We start from the raw sequence: 20,173 nt of genomic DNA on the forward strand, positions 1-20,173 counted from the left end.
AACTCGCATGGTGGGTCAGTTCGAAAGCGGCAAGGACACGGTGCAGGAGCTCACGGAGTCCGCGGCCTCCCACATCGGCGCCATCGCCACCATCATCACCGGCGCGGTCCGCGACATCGCCCGCGAAACGGGCGACTGGTTCACCGACGTCATCGAAATGCGCGAAGCGGCACACCGCGCACGCGAAGACCAGCACCACCAGGACGACGCCGCGGAGTAATCCGCGCGAGGAATGCGGCCGGCCGCCTCAGCTCGCCGGCCGCAGCCGAACACAGCGACGCCCGCGACGGCCGGCCCGGCTGTCGCGGGCGTTCTGCTTGCCTCCCGACACGAGAATCCGGCTCCGGCGGCCGCCACAGCTGGCCGGCGGCAGCCGAACACGGCGATGGCCACCGGTCCTGCTGTCGCGGACGCGCCACTCCCTGCCTGTCTCAGCAGCGGAAACAGCCAGACCGGCTTCCCCAGCCCATTCCGTGCCGCGGGCGCAGGCCACCGCAGCCGGCCGCGCGGTGAACTCGGTGCGTCGCCGACGGCCCGGGCCGGCGCGACGCCGATCACCGCTCCCGGCGAAAACCCCGGGTTTTCCCCCATCGCGTCGCCGGGCGAACCCGGTGGTCGTCGAGTCGTGACGGGGGCAGACTTCGAAGCATGACGGGGCCGGTCGCGGGGGGTGGGGAGCCGAGGCGGCTGTGGTGGCCCGGTCCGCCGGGCGTGACGGGGCGCGAGGCCGGCTGGCTGGTGGTGGCGGGGGTGCTGTCGCCGGTCGCGCTGGCTGTCGTCGTGGTCGCGTTCGGGGTGGGCGTGGTGTTGAGCCCGCTGGGGCTCGGGGTGCTGGTGCTCGCCGGGGCCGTGCAGGGGATGCGGGCCGCCGGCGGACTGCACCGTCGTCTGACGGGTGTGCTGCTCGACTCGCCGCTGCGCGCTCCGGAGGCGGTGCAGTTGCGGCCGGGGCTCTGGCGCTGGCTGGTCGCGCGCGTGGGCGACCGCCACGCGTGGCGCGCCTTCGCGTACCTCGTGCTGCGGCTGCCGGTCGCGTTCGCCGGGTTCGCGGTGGCCGGGTCGCTCGCCGTGTTCGGGGTCGCGGCGACCGCCTACCCGGTGCTCTGGTTCTTCACCCACGGGCCGCTGCCGGTCTACGGCATCTACAGCCGCACCTGGCCGGGCACAGTGCTGTGGGCGCTCGCCGGGGTCATCGCTCTGAGCGCGCTGCCCTGGGTAGTGCACGCCCTGGCCATCGTCGACCGGCAGCTGGCGCGGCTGCTGCTGTCCGGGCCAGGACTGCTGCACCGCCTGAGGTTCCTCGAAGAAACCCGCGCGACCGCCCTCGAAGACGCCGACCAGCGGTTGCGGCGCATCGAACGCGACCTGCACGACGGCGCCCAGGCCCAGCTCGTCGCGATGGCCATGAAACTGGGGCTGGCCAAGGAAGAGCTCGCCACCGGCAACGACACCGACGTCGACCTCGACCAGGTGCGCACACTCGTCGACGCCGCCCACGGCAACGCGAAGCAGGCGCTCGTCGAACTGCGCGACCTCGCGCGCGGCATCCACCCGCCCGCGCTGGACAAGGGACTCGACGTGGCACTGTCCACTGTGGCCACTTCAGCCGGCATCGACGCCGCGGTGTCCGTGGACCTGCCGCGCCGCCCGCCGCCCTCACTGGAGACCATCGTGTACTTCGCCGCTGCGGAACTGATGACGAACGCCGCCAAGCACTCCGGAAAACCGTGCCTCGTCCGGGTCGACGAGCACGACGAGGTGCTGCGCCTCAGCGTCTCCGACCACGGGCCGGGCGGAGCGGTCGTCGTCCCCGGCGGCGGGCTCTCCGGAATCGCGGAGCGCCTGCGGCCGGTCGACGGTGAGCTGCGCGTGTCGAGCCCGCCCGGCGGCCCGACGCTCGTCACCGCCGAACTGCCGTTGCCCCGCTAAGGTCGGGACCAGGGGGTGCGCATGCGGATCGTGATCGCGGAGGACTCGACCATCCTGCGCCAGGGCCTGGTCGAGCTGCTGGGGCTTCGGGGCCACGAGGTCGTCTCGGCCGTGAAGGACGGTGAGGAGCTGCGCTCGGCCGTGCGAGCGCACCAGCCGGACGTGTCCGTGGTGGACATCCGCATGCCGCCGACGCACACCGACGAAGGCCTGCGCGCGGCGATCGAGCTGCGCGAAGAGCTGCCGGGCTGCGCGATCCTGCTGTTCTCGCAGTACGTGGAGACGAGGTACGCCAAGCAGCTGCTCGCCGATCAGGCCGGCGCCGTCGGCTACCTGCTCAAGGACCGCGTCGCCGAGGTGTCCGACTTCCTCGACGCGCTGCGCCGGGTCGCGGCCGGCGAGACGGTGCTCGACCCGGAGGTCGTGCGCCAGCTGTTCGCCGCCACGGGGCGGTCGGGCCCGCTCGCCGAGCTCACCGCACGCGAACGCGAAGTGCTGGACCTGATGGCACAGGGCCGGTCCAACTCGGCGATCGCGTCCGGCCTGTTCCTGTCCGCGGGTTCGGTGGAGAAGTACGTGACGAGCATCTTCACGAAACTCGGCCTGCCGCCCTCGGACGGGGACAACCGGCGGGTGCTCGCCGTGCTCCGCTACCTCGGACTCTGAAGACCCCTACGCTGGCGGGCATGTACTCCACCGAGATCGAGGTCCGCACCGGCGGCAGCGCCGTGGTGCACGACCTCACCCGCGAGGCCGAGACGTTCCTGCGCGACGCCGACGCCACCGACGGCCTGCTGCACGTGTGGGTGCCGCACGCCACCGCCGGTCTCGCGATCCTCGAAACGGGCGCGGGCAGCGACGACGACCTCCTGGCGGCCCTCGATGAGCTCCTCCCCCGCGACGGCCGCTGGAGCCACCGCCACGGGAGCCCGGGCCACGGCCGTGACCACGTGCTGCCCGCGCTGGTGCCGCCGTATGCGACGGTCCCCGTGCTCGGCGGTGTGCCGGCACTGGGCACCTGGCAGTCGATCTGCCTAGTGGACACCAACGTCGACAACCCGGTGCGGAAGGTCCGCTTCAGTTTCCTCGCGGGCTGAGCGGCCGGGCCGCCACACCACCACCAGGCCCGCGACGAGCAGCGCGGCGAGCACCCAACGCCCGTCGTCACGTCCGGCGCGCCGGGCACACCCTGCAGCAGGCTGCGCAGGCCTTCGGTCGAGAACCGGAACGGCGTCCACGACCACAACAGCGCGCGGTAGACCGGGTTGAGCAGCTCCGGCACCTGCCCGGCGGCCGCGGGCGCCACGAGGTAGAGCGGCGCGAGGATCGCCACGGCCTTCAGGCCCAGCAGCCGCAACAGGCCCGCGTGCAGCGCGGCGAACGCCGTGGCCGTCAGGAACAGAAGCCGAGCACGTCCCCGCTCAGCGGCAGTGCGGAATCCCAGTGCGGAATCCCAGTGCGGAATCCCACAGCGTCATGAACCCGGCGAGCACACCGGTGACCAGGACACCCACGCCGAGCACCTGCGCGAGCCGCACCGGGACGCTGATCCGGCGGCCGCCGCCGAGCCGTACGAGGACCGCGCCGGCGACCAGCTTGCCCAGCCCACGCGAGCGCGCTCGCGGCCAGCGGGACGATCCGGCCCGCCGGGCTCGCCGGGTGCAGCTGTCCGAGCCGCGGTTCGCCGGCAGGGCCTGGGCGGCACCGGCCAGCGCCTGCTGCGTGACCTGGGTGCCCGCCGGGTTCACCGCACCCGCGAGCACGACGGTGGCGGCGGGCCGCTCCCGCAGTTCGAGTACGCCGTAGACCTCCTTGTCCGCCAGCAGGTTCCGGGTCTGCCCCGGATCGGTGACGCGCCAGTCGAGCCGCGAGCCGCCGTGGCCGGCGATCTGGTATGCGAGCGCCTGCAGCGGCCCCGGAGGCGCCGAGACCGCGACGGGTACGTGATCGGGCGCGACCGTGGCCTGCGCGCCGAAAGTCAGGAACCCCAGCACCGCGGCGGCGAGCACCCCCCGCCAGCGCGGCGACCGGGACGAACACCGCCACGGGGCGCTTCGTGACAGCCGGCATGACGGCCTCCCAGCTTTATTCTCCACGTGTTGAATTACGCTCAAATCAGGCCTCGTCCGCCAAGAAGTCAACAGACGTTGAATAGTGTCACCGGTACCCTCACGGCCGTGACGACGACGCGCTCGCACCGGCTGGTGCTCTGGGACATCGACCACACGCTCGTGGACTACACGGGCGTCGGCAGCAGCTGGTACGCGGCCGCGCTGACGGCCATGGGCACGGAGCTGCGCGAGCACCCCGACTACGGCGGGCGCACCGAGCGCGCGATCACCACCGACATCCTCACGACCCACGGCATCGCGGCGACCGAGGAGAACATCCAGCGAATGTGGGCCGAGCTGATCGCGGTCGCCGAGGGGGCCAGCGCAACCCTGCACGAGGCCGGGCGCGCACTCGAGGGCGCCGCGGCCGCGCTGTCGGCGATGGCCGGCCACGGCGCCGTGCAGACGCTCGTGACCGGCAACCTGCCGGAGATCTCGGTGCACAAGCTCGCCGCGTTCGGCCTCGACGAACACCTGGAGCTGGAGATCGGCGGCTACGGCTCGCTCTCGGCACACCGGCCCGACCTCGTCCCGCACGCCGTCGCCGCCGCGGCGGCCAAGCACGGCACGGCGTTCGCGCCCGCCGACGTCGTCGTCATCGGCGACACCCCGAACGACGTCGAGGCAGCGCTCGACAACGGCGCCGTCGCGGTGGCCGTCGCGACCGGGCACTACAGCGCCGAGGAACTCGCGGCGGCCGGTGCCCACACCGTGCTGCCTGACCTCGCCGACCTCGAGTCGGTGCGCAAGGCCGTGCTCGGCTGACACCCGGTTTTCGGTTCCGCACGGCGATTCCCGCCGTGGGCAGGGGCGATCCGCCGGCGTCTCGCCCGGTCGGGTGGTGCTCCCTGAGTCCACAGCCGCCTTCGGCTCAGGGTTTCGTCCGACGGGGTAGCACTCCCTTGGGGGTGCAAGTCGCTCCCGAGAAGGGTGTCGGCTGCAGGTCCGGGCGCAAGACTCTGGACACCGCACCGGCGGGCGGCGGGGAGCGCCGGTGGGGCCGGCAAGGGGGGCGCGCGGCGGCGATGCCGGATCGCAGGCGGTTCGCCGCGCTGTGGCACCGGCTTCCGTTCACCACAACCGTCGTCGCCGGGATCGCGAGCGGCACGCTCTGGCACCACCAACGTTCGTTAACGTAGTACGCCTACGGTTTGCCTCCACTGGAGCACGGCCGCTGGTGGACGCTCGTGACCCCCGATGGCCGTGACGTTCGCGCTCCTGGGGTTCGCCGAGTGGCAGCTCGGCAGGCGGCGGACGATCGCCGTGACCTTGGGCGGGCAGGTGGCCGCGGCCGTGGCGGCGATCCAGTTCCTCGAGCTGTGCCGGCACTCCGGCCGGACGTGGGCCGGCCGGACCGCGGGCAGGCTCGACGTCACCTTCTCCGGCGGCACGCTCGCGGCGATCGCCGTGGCCGGCGCGACGCCGCAGGCGCCGTGGCGGCTCCGGGTACGGGCTGCGCTGTGCGGGTACGCGGCGGTCGCGATCGTCTACGTGGGCACACTCGCGGATCTCGCGCACTTCTTCCCGCTGGTGCCGGCGTTGCCGCTCGGCCAGCGGGCGGGCCCGGGTCCGGCCCGCATCGAAGCCGAGCGTGCGCGAGTGGCGGTTGCTGGTTTCCGCCGGGCCGCTGCTGCTCGTCGCCGCCGACGCCGTGATGTGGTTCGCTCCGAGCGACGGCCCCCTGGGCACGACCGCCGAGCTTTCCCCGTCCACCACCGAAATCCCCGTCCTGTGCGCTCGTGCTGCCGGTGCTCAACGGGCTGGGCCGCGGCTCGCGCGTGGCGTGGCGGTGGGCCGTGGGGCTGTGTGCGTTCGCCCCGGCACCGGTGCTCGTGTGGCCGCTCTGGCAGCCGTCGCCGAGCCGGCGGGCATCGGCTACGACGATCGCGGGCTCCCGGTGTTCGTCGTGGACAATCTCTTGTGGACGGTCGAGCTCGTCCTGCTCGTGGCGGCGCGCCGGGCGTTCCGGGTGCCCTCGCGCCGTGCGGCTGCGGCTGCTGCCGCACGGCGGTCCGGACCGTTCGTACGCGCGCGACCTGTTGGAACGCAACGGAGGCGCGCGAGGACGACGTCGAATTCCGGCTGGTGCGCTTGGTCGAGCAGCCGGCCGCGATCCGCGAGCAAATCCGTGCGCTGTCGGAGGAGTAAATCGGCGACAAGGGCCTGCTGGAGATGGGGTTCACGCTGGGCGGCGTGGCCGAGGTGATGGAGCCGCAGACGCGGGTGGGGCTCGTGCTCGACGCCGAGGGCACGGTGCACGGCGTCACGTCGTGGCTGCCGGTCCACACGGCGCGGTCGGCGGGTGGACGCTCGACGTGATGCGCCGCCGCGCGGACGAGTTCCGGTCGGTGCTGGAGTTCCTCATCGCGTCGGCGTGCCTGGCGTTCCGCGAGTAAGGCGCGCGGTTCGTGTCGCTGTCCGGCGCTCAGCCGCGACTCGGGGCCGGCGCGCGTCGTGGACTGGGTGCTCGACGGACTGGGCGGCGCACCGATGGAGCCCTACTTCGGATTCGGGTCGCTGGACGCGTTCAAGGCGAAATCCCCCGCGGCACGAACCGCCGTACCTCGCCTACCGCAGCGAGGCCGACCTGCTGTGCAGCGGGCGCGCGTACCTGCGGGGCGGCGGGCTGAAGGACTTCGCGAAGCTCGCGTTGCGGCGTCAGCGCGTGGTGGGCGGGGGCGTGGTCGTGGACCGGTCGGCAGCGGGGACGCCGCGGTAGCTCCGCAGGAGCCGGAGGACGTCGGCCTTGCCGGTGGTGTCGTCGGTGTAGGCGACGAGGACCACGGACTGGCTCGAGCCGGCCAGCGCGAGCGCGCCGACTGTCACGTGCTTGAGCGTGCACGGTTCGGTGCTGTCCGGCGTGACGTCGGCGACGACCACCTTCGCGGGCTTGGTGGTGTTGTCGAGCATCACCGTCGCGTCCTGCGCGGGCGCGTACGTCGCCTTCGCTCCGGGGTCGTAGGCGCTGCCGATGAGGTCCTGCACGGCCTTGCGCGCGGCGGCCGCGGCGTCGGTTCCGGCTTCCGTCGTGACGCCCGCGCCGCCGCGCTTGCTGTCCCGGTCGCCGTCGCAGTAGCCGCGGCCGGTGAAGGCCGAGGTGCTCAGCGTCAGCCCGGCTGAGGTGGCGCTCGGGTCCCAGCCGTGCACGACGCCGGGCTCGGGTGTCCAATTCGGCGGCACGTCGTAGGCGTACGTTCCGTCGCTCGAGGACACCGACGACCACCCGGGCACCACCGCCGGCACGACGACCCGCGGCTCGGGCTGGTACGTCACCGGCTGCCGCGGCGGCGCGCTCGGCGTCGAGTGGTGCCGGCCGCCGAAGAAGTTGAACCCGGCGGCACCCAGGCCGATCACCGCCACGAGAACCCACAGCGCCCGGGACGGCCGGGCCCTCAGCCGCGGTGCCGCGGCCGGCCGGATGCGCCGCGGCTCGGCTCTCGGCGCGTGGCCGGTGACGGCGGGATGCTCGACGTACCAAGGGGTCTCGCCGTGGTCGGACGAGCCGGACCCCTGGCCCGGCCCCGCAGTGCCCGGCTCCGCGCCGGCTCCGCTCGCCTGGACCGCCGGCCCGGCGGCGGGCTCGCCCTCGTCCGGGGAGCCCGGGCCGTAGCCGGCGGCCGGGAAGCGCGGAGTGCCTGCGGGTTCGTAACCGCCGAAACCCGTCAGGGCAGCATTGTCCTCGTAGCCGCCGTCGTCGCTGTCGCGCTTGCGGCCGAAGAGCCCCACCGAGAGGCGCCCGTCAGGAACGGACCAGCTTGACCAGGTGGCCGACGACCGAGTCGACCGGGATCTCCTCGCGCTCGCCGGACCGGCGGTCCTTCACCTCGACCAGGCCGTTGGCCAGGCCGCGCCCGACGACGAGGATCGTGGGCACGCCGACCAGCTCCGCGTCGGCGAACTTGACGCCCGGGGTGGCCTTGCGGTCGTCGAAGAGCACGTCGACGCCGGCGGCGTCGAGGTCGGCGACCAGCTTCTCGGCGCCGGCCGCGATGGACTCGTCCTTGCCGGCGACGACCACGTGCACGTCGTAGGGCGACACCTCTCGCGGCCACACCAGGCCGGACGCGTCGTGGTTCTGCTCGGCGAGCACGGCCACGAGCCGCGAGACGCCGACGCCGTAGGAACCCATCGTGATGCGGATCGGCTTCGAGTCGGGGCCGAGGGCGTCGAGCTCGAAGGCATTCGTGTACTTGCGGCCGAGCTGGAAGATGTGGCCGATCTCGATGCCACGCGCGGCCACGAGGGTGCCCTTGCCGTCGGGCGACGCGTCACCCTCGCGCACCTCGGCGGCCTCGATGGTGCCGTCCGGCGTGAAGTCGCGGCCCACGACGAGGTCGACCACGTGGTGGTCGGCCTGGTCCGCGCCGGTGACCCACGCCGTGCCGGTGACCACCCGGGGGTCGACGAGGTAGCGAACACCGTTCTCCTGCAGCGCCTTCGGGCCGATGTAGCCCTTGACGAGGAACGGGTTCTTGGCGAAGTCCGCCTCCTCGAGCAGCTCGACCTCGGCGGGTTCGAGCGACGCTTCGAGGCGCTTCATGTCGACCTCGCGGTCGCCCGGCACGCCGACGCCCAGGAGCTCCCACTCCTTCGCGCCCGGCTGCCGGATCTTCAGCAGCACGTTCTTCAGCGTGTCGGCGGCGGTGAACTCACGCCCAAGGCCGGCGGCGTTGAAGAACGCCACGAGCGTCTCGATGGTCGGCGTGTTCGGCGTGTGGTGCACCTGCGCCGCGGGCAGGCCCTCGAGGGGCCGCTCGGCGGGCGCGGGCGTGACCACGGCCTCGACGTTGGCCGCGTACCCGGACTCCGTGCTGCGCACGTAGGTGTCCTCACCCGTCTCGGCGACGGCGAGGAACTCCTCCGACGCCGAGCCGCCCATGGCGCCCGACGTCGCGGCCACGATCACGTACTCGAGGCCGAGGCGGTCGAAGAGCTTGGTGTAGGCCTGGCGGTGGGCCTGGTACGAACGCTCCAGGCCCTCGTCGTCGAGGTCGAACGAGTACGAGTCCTTCATCACGAACTCGCGACCGCGCAGGATGCCCGCGCGGGGGCGCGCTTCGTCGCGGTACTTGGTCTGGATCTGGTAGAGCGTGACCGGGTAGTCCTTGTACGAGCTGTACTCGCCCTTCACGGTGAGCGCGAACAGCTCCTCGTGCGTGGGGCCGAGCAGGTAGTCGGCGCCCTTGCGGTCCTTGAGCCGGAACAGGCTGTCGCCGTACTCGGTCCAGCGGCCGGTCGCCTCGTAGGGCTCGCGGGGCAGCAGCGCGGGGAACTGGATCTCCTGCGCGCCGATCGCGTTCATCTCCTCGCGCACGACCTGCTCGATGCGCCGCAGCACCCGCAGGCCCAGCGGCAGCCACGAGTAACCACCCGGGGCGACCCGGCGGACGTAGCCGGCGCGGACCAGCAGCCGGTGGCTGGGTACCTCGGCGTCCGCCGGATCCTCGCGCAAGGTGCGGAGGAACAACGACGACATCCTGGTGATCACTGCGGACTCCCTGCGCTGAGCGGGCCTAGATGGTGAGCGGTCGTTGGACGATTGGCACAGGGTAGTCAACCCGCTGGTCGCGGCTCCAACCGGTTATCGGCTCGACCGGTTTTGGCGGTGCCCCGCGCTAGCGTCCCGGCCATGGCACTCGCATTGGGCATGATCACCATCGACTGCGCGGACCCGCGGGTCCTCGCGGAGTTCTGGACGCAGGCGCTGGGCGTGGACGTCGAGGCGGACTACGGGCCGTTCGTGATGCTCACGCGGACCGGCAACGGCGGCCCTGCGCTGGCGTTCCAGCAGGTACCGGAACCGCGTGCGGGCAAGAACCGCGTGCACGTGGACTTCTCCGCACCCGATCGGGAGGCGGAGGTGAAGCGGCTGCTCGGGCTCGGGGCCAGCGAGCTGGCAAGGCACGCGCAGCCGGGCATCGCGGATCCGGAGGGCAACGAGTTCTGCGTCGCGCAGGCGGGAGCGCACTAGGGAGCAGACCCGATCGCACGGCGGCCGCGCCGGCGGCGAGCAGCACTAGGGTCGAGGGCATGACCGCGCGTGCTCTCCTGCCCTGGACCGACATCGACGTGCCGGACGGCCTGGCCGTGGCGTACTACGACGGGGTGACGCCGCCCGCGGACGAGCTGTCCGGGGTCGAGTTCTACGTGCTGCCCTACGACGCCGGGCCGGAGCCGCCGAAGCTGATCGGGAAGCTGCCGGCGTTGAAAGCCGTACAGGCGCTGTCGGCCGGGGTCGAGTCGCTCGTGCCGCTGGTGCCCGAGGGCGTGGCGCTGGCCAACGGCCGCGGCCTGCACGACCTCAGCGTCGCCGAGCACGCCCTGGCGCTGATCTACGCGTCGCAGCGGTTCCTGCCGCGCTGGTTCGCGCAGCAGGCCACCGGGTCGTGGGCGCGGGAGCACACGCTGTCGCTCGCCGACAGCCGGGTGCTGCTCGTCGGGTACGGGTCCATCGGGCACGCGATCGAGCGGCAGCTGCTGGCGGCCGAGTCGGTCGTCACGCGGGTTGCGAGCCGGGCGCGGCCGGACGAGGACGTGCACGGCGTCGCGGAGCTGCCGGCCCTGCTGCCGGCCGCCGACATCGTGGTGCTCGTGCTGCCCGAGACGCCCGAGACGAAGGGGCTGCTGGGCGCCCGCGAACTCGCGCTGCTGCCCGATCAGGCACTGGTGGTCAACGTCGGCCGCGGCTCCGCGATCGACACCGCCGCTCTGCTCGCGGAGGCGGAACGGGGCCGGCTGCGCGCCGCCCTCGACGTGGTGGACCCCGAACCGCTGCCGGCCGACCATCCACTGTGGAAGGTCCCGGGCGTGGTGATCACGCCCCACGTCGCGGGCGGTTCGGCGTCGTTCTACCCGCGCGCAAAGACGCTCGTCGCCGAGCAGCTGCGTCGCTTCGTGGCGGGCGAGCCGCTGCTGAACGTCGTGCGCTGAGTCAGCCGATCGGGAGCACGTACCCGTAGTAGGTGTCCGCGACGACGTAGCCGCACCGTTCGTAGACACCGACGGCGCTGTGCGCGTTGCCGGTGTCCACGAACCAGCCCGGACCGCTCGAACCCGGCTTCGTGGGCGCGCGCCAGTGTGTGGCCGAGCACCGCCGTCGCGACACCGCGGCCGCGCGGCACGGGTGCCGACGTAGTCCACGTACAACTCGCGCACGCCCGTGGCGGCGTGGGCCGCCGGGTGGAAAGAACTCAGCACGAACGCCACGACCCGGTCGTGCGCCGGCGTCAGCAGCACGAACGACAGGTCGGGCCGCAAATCATTCGCTCCGGTGATGCGGTGCCACCACGCCGCAGTCGACAGCACGGCGCTGCCCCAGTGCCCGGCGAAGGCCTCGTTGCGCGCGTCGCGGGTCGGCTCGACGTAGCGGTCGTCGAAGGGCACCAGCTCGTAGGCCTCGGGCGCCGGCCGCACCGGCGGCAGCGCGCCCAGGTCCGCGCGCATCTCCACGAACGTCCGCCGCCCGCCCGAACCAGGCCCGTGCCAGGGCGTCGGCGTACCACCGCTCGTTCTCGTGCACACCGGCGTGCAGTTCCAGCGGCGCGTCAGGGAACGCCCGCTCGTGCACGCGTTGGCCCGCGTCGAGGACCCAGGTGGTGACGTGAGCGCCGATGTCGGCCGTGCGGAAGTCCGGGCGCGTCACCGACTCGACGCGCGGCATGTGCACCGGGTCGGCGGAGTCGCGGCGGCGGATCACGGCGTAGCAGACCAGCCGCTCGCCCGCCCTGCCGCCGGTGCTGCCCAGCGCCAGGTCGACGTCCGGGCCCGCCACCTCCTCACGCAGGTCACCGGCGGTGCAGTGCTCGCCCGTGCGGTCCACCGCCTCGGCTGCCGCGAACAGGTCCGGCAGCGGCTCCGCGTCGCCGAGGGTGAGCGGCCGCCGGGTGAGCTCCATGCGCGCGAGCGCAGGCGTACCTGCGCGACCCGCGCCCCCGGATTACGCTCTGGGGGTGCTGGTGCTCCTCCCTCCTTCCGAGACGAAAGCCGCCGGTGGTCAGGGCGCGCCGCTCGACCTCGAAGCGCTGTCCTTCCCCGAGCTGAACCCCGTGCGGGCCAAGCTGGCCGACGCGCTCGTCGAGCTGGCCCGCGACGTTCCCGCGAGCCTCGCCGCGCTCGGCATCTCCGAGCGGCAAAGCCACGAGGTCGACCGCAACGCGACCCTGTGGACCTCACCGACGATGCCCGCCCTGCGCCGCTACACCGGCGTGCTCTACGACGCACTCGACCTCGGCAGCTTCACCCGCGCGGGCCTGGAGAAGGCGCACCGGCGCCTGGCCATCACGTCGTCGCTGTTCGGCGTGGTCTCGGCCACCGACCCGATCCCCGCGTACCGGCTCTCGGGCGGCAACAGCGTGCCCGAGCTCGGCACGGTGCGCGGCCTGTGGAAGCCGGCGCTCGAACCGGTGCTGCAGGCCATCGAAGGGCTCGTGGTCGACCTGCGCTCGGGCACGTACTCGGCGTTCGCGAAGCTGCGGCCCGGCGCGGTGACCGTGCGCGTGGTGACCGAAGACGCCAAGGGCAACCGCACCACGGTGAGCCACTTCAACAAGGCCTACAAGGGCCGGTTGGCCGCTGTGCTCGCGAAAACGCGCGCCGAGCCGTCCACTGTGGACGATCTGGTGAAGGTGATCACCAAGGCGGGCCTCACGGTGGAGCGCACCGGCGACCACGCTTTGGAACTGCTCACCGAAGACTGAGCCTCACGCGAAACGCGACGGGGAGCACGCCGTGAGCTGGTCGGCAGGCAGGTCCTCGCCGAGCACGAGCGCGGCGACGAGCTTGCCCGCGTACGGCGCGAGGGTCAGCCCGGCCGGCCCGAAGCCCGTGGCCAGGAACAGCCCCGGCGCCGCCTGGCCCAGCAGCGGCAGCGTGTCCGGCGTCGCCGGGCGGAAGCCGACGCGGGTCTCGGCGAGCGTCGCGTCGGCCAGTCCTGGCGCGACGGCGAGCGCTTGGTCCAGCACCTCGCGCTGGCCGGCGGCCGTCACGCGGTAGTCGAAGCCCGAACCCGTCTCGCGCGTCGCGCCCGCCACGACCCGGCCGCCGGCGAACGAGAGCAGGTAGTGGCCCGTGCGCGGCAGCACCACCGGCCACGCCGCGGTGTCCGTGTCCGGCAGGTCGAAGTGGCTGATCTGACCGCGCTGCGGCGCCACCGGCACGGGCACGCCGAGCGGCTCGGCCAGCGTCGCCGACCACGCGCCCGCCGCGACCACCACGGCGTCGCCGGTCAGCTCTTCGTCGCCCGCGCGCACCCGCGAACCGGGCAGCAGTGCCGCCTCCGCCGCGACGAACCGCGCGCCCCGCTCTTCCGCCGCCGCGACCAGCGCAGCGCGCATCACGCGCCCGTCGACCCGGCCGGCGCCGGAGACGTGCACGGCGGACAACTCCGGTGCCAGCGGCGGGAAGAGCTCCCGGGCCTGCGCGGGATCGAGCCGCCGCACCTCGCCGGCCTCCGGTGCGGCCACGGCCCGCTCGGCCAGCCGCTCGGACGCCTCGTCCAGCTCGGCCGGCTCGGCCGACACCACCATCCCGCCGACGACCTCGAACGACGCGTCGTGGCCCTGCTCGCGGAGCGCCGCCGCGAGCCGCGGGTAGTACGCACCGGCCGCGGCCGCGAGCGGGTAAATCGCGTTGTCCCACCGCGAAGTCCAGGGGCTGACGATGCCGGCACCCGCTTCCGTCGCGACCCCGGGCAGCCCGGCGTCGACCACGACGACGTCGGCTCCGCTGGTCACGAGGTGGTAGGCCGTCGAAGCTCCGGCGATCCCGCCGCCGATCACGATGACGCGCATGAGTTCACCCTGCCCGCGTTTCGCCGTGCCGTCGAGCGAGCACCGCCATGGCCGCGTTGTGGCCGGGGATCCCGCTCACGCCCCCGCCGCGCAGCGCGCCGGCCCCGCACAGCAGCACGCGTTCGTGGCCGGTCTCGACCCCCCACTTCCCGGCGTCGGCCGGGTCTTCCGCGAACGGCCAGGAGAGGTCGCGGTGGAAGATGTGCCCGCGCGGCAGGCCGAGTTCGGTCTCCAGGTCCAGCGGCGTCTTCGCCTCCACACAGGGGTTCCCGGCCGGATCGCGCAGCAGGCAGTCTTCGATCGGCTCGGCGAGCACGCTGTTCAGCGACGCGAGCGTCGCACGCAACGCGTCGGCTCGCGCGCGTTCGTTGTCGGCTTCGAACAACCGCGCGGGCATGTGCAGGCCGAAGAGCGTGAGCGTCTGCACCCCCGCCGCGCGCTCGGCCGGGCCGAGGATCGACGGGTCGGTGAGCGAGTGGCAGTAGATCTCGCACGGCGGCAGCGCCGGGATCGTGCCCGCGGCAGCCTCGGCGTAGGCCGTTTCGAGCTGCGAGAAGGTCTCGTTGACGTGGAAGGTCCCGCCGAACGCGTCGCGCGGGTCGAGCGACGCGTCGCGCAAGCGCGGCAGGCGGGACAGGACCATGTTCACCTTCAGCTGCGCACCTTCCGGCTGCACACCGGCATCCTCGCCGAGCAACCGGGCGAGCGTGTCCGGCGCGACGTTGGCCAGGACGTGGTGACCGGCGACGACGTGCTCGGCGCCTCCGGCGCCCTCGACGGTGTAGCGCACTTCGCCATCGGGTGTCACAGACCGGACTTCGGCGCCGGTCACGAGCGTGGCCCCGGCGCCGCGGGCCGCGGCGGCGAGCGCGCCCGTCACGGCGCCCATCCCGCCGACGGGCACGTCCCAGTCACCCGTGCCGTTGCCGATCAGGTGGTAGAGCAGGCAGCGGTTCTGCTTCAGGTCTTCGTCACCGGCGCCGGCGAACGTGCCGATCAGCGCGTCGGTGAGCACGACGCCGCGCACGGTGTCGTCGCCGAACAGCGCGGTCAGTGTCTCGCCAGCCGGACGCTCGAACAGTGTCGTCCAGGCTTCTTCGTCGCCGACGCGCCGCTTGAGCTCCGCGCGGCTGGGCAGCGGTTCGGTGAGCGTGTCGAACGTCGCCGCGGCCACGCGTGCCGCGCGGGCGTAGAACTCGCCCCACGCGTCGAAGTCCTTTGTGGACCCCGTGACGGCGCGGAAGGACGCGGCCGTGCGGGCGTCGTCGCCCGTGTCGACAAGGAGACCCGTGTCGCCAGCCGGGGTGTACGAGGACATCCGGCGGCGCCGCAGCTCCACGCCGAGCCCGCTGAGCCCGAGGTCGGCCACGATCTTCCGCGGCAGCAGGCTGACCAGGTACGAGTAGCGCGACAACCGCACGTCGACGCCGTCGAACGCGCGGAACGACACCGCCGCGCCCCCGATCTCGCCGCGCCGCTCCAGCACCAGGACCGAGCACCCGGCGCGGGCCAGGTAGGCCGCCGCGACCAGGCCGTTGTGCCCGCCGCCGACGATCACCGCGTCGTAGCTCCCACCGCTTGTCATGGCGCCGAGGCTAGGGCCCGGTAATTCGGTTGCGCGAGCCCCCGGGGGCAAGGCAGGCTGCTGCGCGAGCCGGCGGGGTGCCGGTGGCCGACGGAAGCGAGGAGGTGCGTCGTGGAGATCGCCTGGGCGCTGACCTGCCCACTTCCGTCCGCCTCACTCGGCTAGAGCCTCGTGCTCGCCCGGTGGGGCACCCCGATCGAGGAGAACCCACCAGTGCGCGAGCACGATCACGAAGACCTTCACGCGTCCGACTTCGACGAGCGTCCCCGCCGCGGGCGCCGCTTCGACGACGAACCCGAGCCGGCCCGCCGGGGCCGGCTCACCGAGGGTGAGCGCGTGCGCCTCGCCCGCCTGCGCGACGACGCCTACACCGAGACCGCGCTCCCGGACGGCGCCGACCGCTGGACCACCTGGGACGACGCCGAACACGGCCCCCACCCGAGGCCCGGCTGGGTGATCACGGAACTCGGCGCCGTCGACACCGACCTCGGTGTCCTCAAGACCGGCAAGGAAGCCGACGTCCACCTCCTGCGCCGCAACCTCCCCGGCGCGGACGGCGTGCTGCTCGCCGCGAAGCGCTACCGCAGCCCCGAACACCGGCAGTTCCACCGCGACTCGGGTTACCTCGAAGGCCGGCGCATGCGGCGTTCGCGTGAGAACCGCGCGATCGCCGGGCGCACGGCGTTCGGGCGCAACCTGATCGCCGAACAGTGGGCCGTGGCGGAGTTCACGGCGTTGAGTCGCTTGTGGACGATCGGCGCGCCGGTGCCCTATCCCCTGCAGCGCCACGGCACGGAGCTGCTGCTCGAGTTCCTCGGCGAACCCGACGGCACGGCCGCACCGCGCCTGGCCCAGCTGCGCCCTGAGCCCGACGAGCTGAAGGACCTGTGGGAGCAGGCCACCGCCGCGCTCGAGCTGTTCGCCACGGAGGGGCTCGGGCACGGCGACCTGTCGGCCTACAACCTGCTGGTGCACGAGGGGCACCTGATGGTGATCGACCTGCCGCAGGTCGTGGACCTCGTCGCGAACCCGCGCGGACGGGAGTTCCTGGGACGCGACGTGCGCAACCTCGCGGACTGGTTCCACGCCCGCGGCTTGCCCGAACACGTCACGGCCACCGCGGATCTCGTGGCGGAGCTGCTCTTCGCCGCTGGGCTGAGCTGATGTTCGGCGGCGTCGCACGAAGTGTGGTGCAGCACACGTCTGCGACGCCGCCCACAACCGGAGACCTGGGTGCGAAGCGAAAACCCCCGCTCCGGTACAGTGACCACAGACCGCAACCGGCGGCGTGGATGAGTTGGTGTCCGTCGCCTCCACAGCCCACTGACGGGCTCGCGGTGAAATCCGAAGCTACTTCCATCGGTGCTCGATGACGGCAACGTCGTGGTGCGCCGGGTCCGTCCCTGTGAACGCCCACCGCCACACCACCTTGCCCTGCCTGCGTGCGGGCAGCCCGGGCCTCCTTGTGACGTACCACGTCCGAGAGGCATAAGTGACAGTCACGTTCAACTCCGGCCACTCCGCTGGGTCCCACTCCTCCGGGCCCCACTCCGGGTCGCAGCGTCCGGGCCGTCCCGACCGCAAGCCGCGCCAGCGCCCGGCTCGGGGGGACTTCCTGCGCGACGACGCCGTGGAGACGGTGGCCACCAAGACCTGGGCCCAGCTGGGCCTGCCCGACGAGCTGCTGAACGCGCTCGCCGAGGCCGGGATCACCACGCCGTTCCCGATCCAGTCGGCGACGATCCCCGACGCGCTCGCGGGCCGCGACGTGCTGGGCCGCGCCCAGACCGGCTCCGGCAAGACGCTGGCGTTCGGCCTGGCCATCCTGGCCCGGCTCAACGGGGGCAAGGCCCGCCCGAAGCGCCCCCGCGCGCTCGTGCTGGTGCCGACCCGCGAGCTGGCCATGCAGGTGGCCGACTCGCTGACCCCGCTCGCGAAGGCGCTCGGCCTGTGGTGCCGCACCGCCGTCGGCGGCATGGCCTTCACCCGCCAGGCCGACGCGCTCGCCCGTGGTGTCGACCTGCTGATCGCCACGCCGGGCCGACTGTCGGACCATGTCCGGCAGGGCACCGCGTCGCTGTCCGACTGCAACTTCGTCGCGCTCGACGAGGCCGACCAGATGGCCGACATGGGCTTCATGCCGCAGGTGCGGGAGATCCTCGACCTCACCCCCGCTCGCGGCCAGCGGCTGCTGTTCTCGGCGACGCTCGACGGTGACGTGAACAAGCTGGTGCAGCAGTACCTCACCGACCCGGTCACGCACTCGGTCGCGCCGTCGACCGCGAGCGTGGACACCATGGACCACCACCTGTTCCAGGTGTCGCACGCCGACAAGCAGGACATCGTCACGCAGATCGGCGCCCGCGAGGGCCGCACGATCATGTTCGTGCGCACCAAGCACCACGTCGACCGCCTCACCGAGCGGCTGCGCGAGCAGGGCGTGCACGCGGCGGCGCTGCACGGCGGCAAGACGCAGGGCCAGCGCAACCGCGTGCTGGCCGACTTCAAGGACGGCCACACCCCGGTGCTGGTCGCCACCGACGTCGCCGCACGCGGCATCCACGTCGACGACATCTCTCTGGTGCTGCACGTGGATCCGGCCGCGGACCACAAGGACTACCTGCACCGCGCGGGCCGCACGGCCCGCGCCGGCGCGTCGGGCGTCGTCGTCACGCTGGTGACGCACGACCAGCGGCGCACCGTCCGCCGGATGACCGACCGGGCCGGCGTGCGCGCCGAGACCACGGTGATCCGCCCGGGCGACGCGGAGCTCTCGCGCATCACGGGTGCGCAGGAGCCGAGCGGCGAGCCGGTCGTGGAGCGGCGCCGGGAGACCCCGCGCCGCGGCGGCCGGGGCTTCGGCGGCGGCCGTGAACGCGGTGACCGCGGCTACGGTTCGCGCGAGGGCTACGGCTCGCGCGAGGGCTACGGCTCGCGCGAAGGTCGTCCGAGTTACGGCGGCCGCGGGCGGCAGCAGCGCTCGGGCTCGGGTTCGGGCCGGCCGCAGCGGCCGGGTCGCGGCACGCGCCGCAGCTACGACAGCTGAGTCCCGCTTCGGAAAAGCCCCGCCTCGTGCGGGGCTTTTTCGTTGTGTGGCAGGGCCCACGGTTTCCGGCGGGACCCGAGTGGGAGACTGCCGGGCGTGACTTCCTTCCCGCAGCTGCCGCCTGAGAACGTCTTCGACTGGCTCGACACGGAGGCCGAGAAGCGGGCGAACGCGGGACTGGTGCGGCAGCTGCGGCCCCGGCCGGCGCAGGCCGAAGAGCTCGACCTCGCCGGCAACGACTACCTCGGCCTGGCGCGCGACAAGCGCGTCGTCGGCGCCGCCGCGGCGGCCGCCATGCGCTGGGGCGCTGGTGCGACGGGCTCGCGGCTCGTCACCGGGTCGACCGAACTGCACGCAGAGCTTGAGCACGAGCTGGCCCGCTTTTGCGGCGCGCAGGCGGCGCTGGTGTTCTCGTCGGGCTTCGCCGCGAACGTGGGCGCGGTGACCGCGCTGTCCGGCGCGGAATCCGCGATCGTGACGGACAAGTACATCCACGCCTCGCTCATCGAAGGCTGCCGGCTCTCGCGGGCCGACGTCGCGGCCGTGGCACACGCGACGCCGTCGGCGATCCAGCACGCGCTCTCGACGCGCCGCAAGCCGCGCGCGCTGGTGGTCACGGACTCGGTGTTCTCCGTCGACGGCGACCTCGCGCCGCTGGGCGAGCTCGCGCAGATCTGCCGCGCCTCGGCCGCGGCTCTGCTCGTCGACGACGCCCACGGCTTCGGCGTCCTCGGCGAGGGCGGCCGGGGTGCCGTGCACGCGGCGGGCCTGTCTGCCGCGCCCGACGTGGTCACCACCGTGACGTTGTCCAAGTCCCTCGGCGCCCAGGGCGGCGCGGTTCTCGGCCCACGGCGGGTGATCAAGCACCTCGTCGACACGGCCCGCAGCTTCATCTTCGACACCGCCCTCGCGCCGGGCAGCGTCGCGGCCGCGCTGACCGCTCTGAACGTGCTGAAGTCGGAGCCGTCGCTACCCGAGAAGGTGATCGACAACGCGGGCGCCATCGCCGGGCACCTCAAGGCCGCCGGCCTGCGCGTCAGCCTCCCGGAGGCCGCGGTCATCTCCGTCCAGGCCCCGTCCGCGGACGCGGCCCTCGCCTGGGCGCAGGCCTGCGCGGACCAGGGTGTGCGCGTCGGCTGCTTCCGCCCGCCGTCGGTGCCGGACGGCATCTCGCGGCTGCGCCTCACGGCCCGCGCGGATCTGTCGGAAGCCGACGTGGATCGTGCGGTGAAGGTCATCACGGCCACCGCACCGAGGGGGGCCGCGGCCTAGTTCTTCGCCACCCGGCGCATGGTGATGTGCGGGATGCCGTCGTCCAGGAACTCGTCGCCTTCGGGGACGAAGCCGAAGCGGGCGTAGAGGGCTTGGGCGTAGGTCTGGGCGTCGAGGACGAACTCGCCGGGAGCGCCGTCCAGCGCGGCCTCCATCAACGACGCCGCCAAGCCATGGCCGCGCGCCGCAGCGGCGGTCACCACGCGGCCGATGCGCGAGATCCCACCGGGGTCGGCGAGGACACGCAGGTAGGCCAGGACCGAGCCGTCCGCGTCTTCGAGCCAGAGGTGGCGCGTGGAGGCCAGCAGGTCGCGGCCGTCGACGTCGCCGTAGGCGCACTCCTGCTCGACGACGAAGACGTCGGCGCGCAGGCGGAGGATGGCGTACAGCCGGTCGGCGGTGAGGTCGGGGCCGGCGGCGTCGTGCAGGGTGGTCACGAGCC

Annotated in this window: 19 protein-coding genes; 12 read left to right on the plus strand and 7 right to left on the minus strand. The window is 73.2% G+C overall.

Annotated features, from left to right (window positions below; genetic code table 11):
* Window positions 1-7 precede the first annotated feature (7 nt).
* From I6J71_RS34110 to I6J71_RS34125, 4 genes are all read left to right on the plus strand, one after another.
* A complete protein-coding gene (locus tag I6J71_RS34110; protein ID WP_204090607.1) occupies window positions 8-220 on the plus strand; it encodes a hypothetical protein in 213 nt (70 codons plus the stop codon).
* A gap of 428 nt (window positions 221-648) precedes the next feature.
* Window positions 649-1,929: a sensor domain-containing protein gene (locus I6J71_RS34115; RefSeq protein WP_204090608.1), complete on the plus strand. Its 1,281-nt coding sequence runs from the start codon at window positions 649-651 to the stop codon at window positions 1,927-1,929.
* A 21-nt stretch (window positions 1,930-1,950) separates the two neighbouring features.
* A complete protein-coding gene (locus I6J71_RS34120; RefSeq protein ID WP_204090609.1) occupies window positions 1,951-2,595 on the plus strand; it encodes a response regulator transcription factor in 645 nt (214 codons plus the stop codon).
* Window positions 2,596-2,615: 20 nt separating this feature from the next.
* On the plus strand, window positions 2,616-3,026 hold the full coding sequence (locus I6J71_RS34125) for a secondary thiamine-phosphate synthase enzyme YjbQ (RefSeq protein WP_204090610.1): 411 nt from the start codon (window positions 2,616-2,618) through the stop codon (window positions 3,024-3,026).
* Window positions 3,027-3,350: 324 nt separating this feature from the next.
* On the opposite strand, the gene I6J71_RS49215 is transcribed toward I6J71_RS34125, so the two are convergent.
* On the minus strand, window positions 3,351-3,938 hold the full coding sequence (locus I6J71_RS49215) for a hypothetical protein (protein WP_239154073.1): 588 nt from the start codon (window positions 3,936-3,938) through the stop codon (window positions 3,351-3,353).
* 168 nt (window positions 3,939-4,106) lie between these two features.
* On the opposite strand from I6J71_RS49215, the gene I6J71_RS34135 reads away from it, so the two are divergent.
* Window positions 4,107-4,805: a haloacid dehalogenase-like hydrolase gene (locus I6J71_RS34135; RefSeq protein WP_239154074.1), complete on the plus strand. Its 699-nt coding sequence runs from the start codon at window positions 4,107-4,109 to the stop codon at window positions 4,803-4,805.
* Window positions 4,806-6,212: 1,407 nt separating this feature from the next.
* Complete coding sequence (locus tag I6J71_RS49220; protein ID WP_239154075.1) at window positions 6,213-6,359, plus strand: DUF2156 domain-containing protein; 147 nt, start codon at window positions 6,213-6,215, stop codon at window positions 6,357-6,359.
* Between the two features lie 339 nt (window positions 6,360-6,698).
* On the opposite strand, the gene I6J71_RS34145 is transcribed toward I6J71_RS49220, so the two are convergent.
* Together I6J71_RS34145 and I6J71_RS34150 are read right to left on the minus strand one after the other, a co-directional pair.
* Entirely contained in the window at window positions 6,699-7,766 is a 1,068-nt protein-coding gene (locus I6J71_RS34145; RefSeq protein WP_204090611.1) for a hypothetical protein, read from the minus strand.
* A 13-nt stretch (window positions 7,767-7,779) separates the two neighbouring features.
* Window positions 7,780-9,528: a proline--tRNA ligase gene (locus tag I6J71_RS34150; protein WP_204090612.1), complete on the minus strand. Its 1,749-nt coding sequence runs from the start codon at window positions 9,526-9,528 to the stop codon at window positions 7,780-7,782.
* Between the two features lie 141 nt (window positions 9,529-9,669).
* On the opposite strand from I6J71_RS34150, the gene I6J71_RS34155 reads away from it, so the two are divergent.
* Both I6J71_RS34155 and I6J71_RS34160 read left to right on the plus strand, forming a co-directional pair.
* A complete protein-coding gene (locus I6J71_RS34155) occupies window positions 9,670-10,011 on the plus strand; it encodes a VOC family protein (RefSeq protein WP_204090613.1) in 342 nt (113 codons plus the stop codon).
* Between the two features lie 59 nt (window positions 10,012-10,070).
* Window positions 10,071-10,970 carry a 2-hydroxyacid dehydrogenase gene (locus I6J71_RS34160; RefSeq protein ID WP_204090614.1) on the plus strand — a complete coding sequence of 300 codons (900 nt, stop codon included), beginning with the start codon at window positions 10,071-10,073 and terminating at the stop codon, window positions 10,968-10,970.
* A 328-nt stretch (window positions 10,971-11,298) separates the two neighbouring features.
* Here the strand turns inward: I6J71_RS34160 and I6J71_RS34165 are convergent, their stop codons facing one another.
* Window positions 11,299-11,934 carry a hypothetical protein gene (locus I6J71_RS34165; protein ID WP_239154076.1) on the minus strand — a complete coding sequence of 212 codons (636 nt, stop codon included), beginning with the start codon at window positions 11,932-11,934 and terminating at the stop codon, window positions 11,299-11,301.
* 55 nt (window positions 11,935-11,989) lie between these two features.
* Here I6J71_RS34165 and yaaA point away from each other — a divergent pair, with 55 nt between their 5' ends.
* The gene (yaaA, locus tag I6J71_RS34170) at window positions 11,990-12,736 is read left to right on the plus strand and encodes a peroxide stress protein YaaA (protein WP_204090615.1); all 747 of its coding nucleotides are present in this window, start codon (window positions 11,990-11,992) and stop codon (window positions 12,734-12,736) included.
* A gap of 3 nt (window positions 12,737-12,739) precedes the next feature.
* Here the strand turns inward: yaaA and I6J71_RS34175 are convergent, their stop codons facing one another.
* Window positions 12,740-13,828, minus strand: coding sequence for an FAD-binding oxidoreductase (locus tag I6J71_RS34175; protein WP_204090616.1), 1,089 nt, complete (start codon window positions 13,826-13,828; stop codon window positions 12,740-12,742).
* 4 nt (window positions 13,829-13,832) lie between these two features.
* On the minus strand, window positions 13,833-15,413 hold the full coding sequence (locus I6J71_RS34180; RefSeq protein ID WP_204090617.1) for an NAD(P)/FAD-dependent oxidoreductase: 1,581 nt from the start codon (window positions 15,411-15,413) through the stop codon (window positions 13,833-13,835).
* A gap of 213 nt (window positions 15,414-15,626) precedes the next feature.
* Between I6J71_RS34180 and I6J71_RS34185 the strand changes: the two genes are divergently transcribed.
* The 3 genes from I6J71_RS34185 to I6J71_RS34195 all read left to right on the plus strand — a co-directional run bounded on the left by I6J71_RS34185 (window position 15,627) and on the right by I6J71_RS34195 (window position 19,731).
* Window positions 15,627-16,577: a serine protein kinase RIO gene (locus tag I6J71_RS34185; RefSeq protein ID WP_204090618.1), complete on the plus strand. Its 951-nt coding sequence runs from the start codon at window positions 15,627-15,629 to the stop codon at window positions 16,575-16,577.
* Between the two features lie 328 nt (window positions 16,578-16,905).
* Entirely contained in the window at window positions 16,906-18,459 is a 1,554-nt protein-coding gene (locus tag I6J71_RS34190) for a DEAD/DEAH box helicase (protein WP_204090619.1), read from the plus strand.
* Between the two features lie 96 nt (window positions 18,460-18,555).
* Window positions 18,556-19,731 (plus strand): 8-amino-7-oxononanoate synthase, encoded by a 1,176-nt coding sequence (locus I6J71_RS34195; protein ID WP_204090620.1) that lies wholly within the window; start codon window positions 18,556-18,558, stop codon window positions 19,729-19,731.
* Here I6J71_RS34195 and I6J71_RS34200 read toward each other — a convergent pair.
* Window positions 19,728-20,168 (minus strand): GNAT family N-acetyltransferase, encoded by a 441-nt coding sequence (locus tag I6J71_RS34200; protein ID WP_204090621.1) that lies wholly within the window; start codon window positions 20,166-20,168, stop codon window positions 19,728-19,730. The genes I6J71_RS34195 and I6J71_RS34200 overlap by 4 nt on opposite strands.
* Window positions 20,169-20,173: the final 5 nt, after the last annotated feature.

The organism is Amycolatopsis sp. FDAARGOS 1241 (genome assembly GCF_016889705.1).
GTDB lineage: Bacteria > Actinomycetota > Actinomycetes > Mycobacteriales > Pseudonocardiaceae > Amycolatopsis.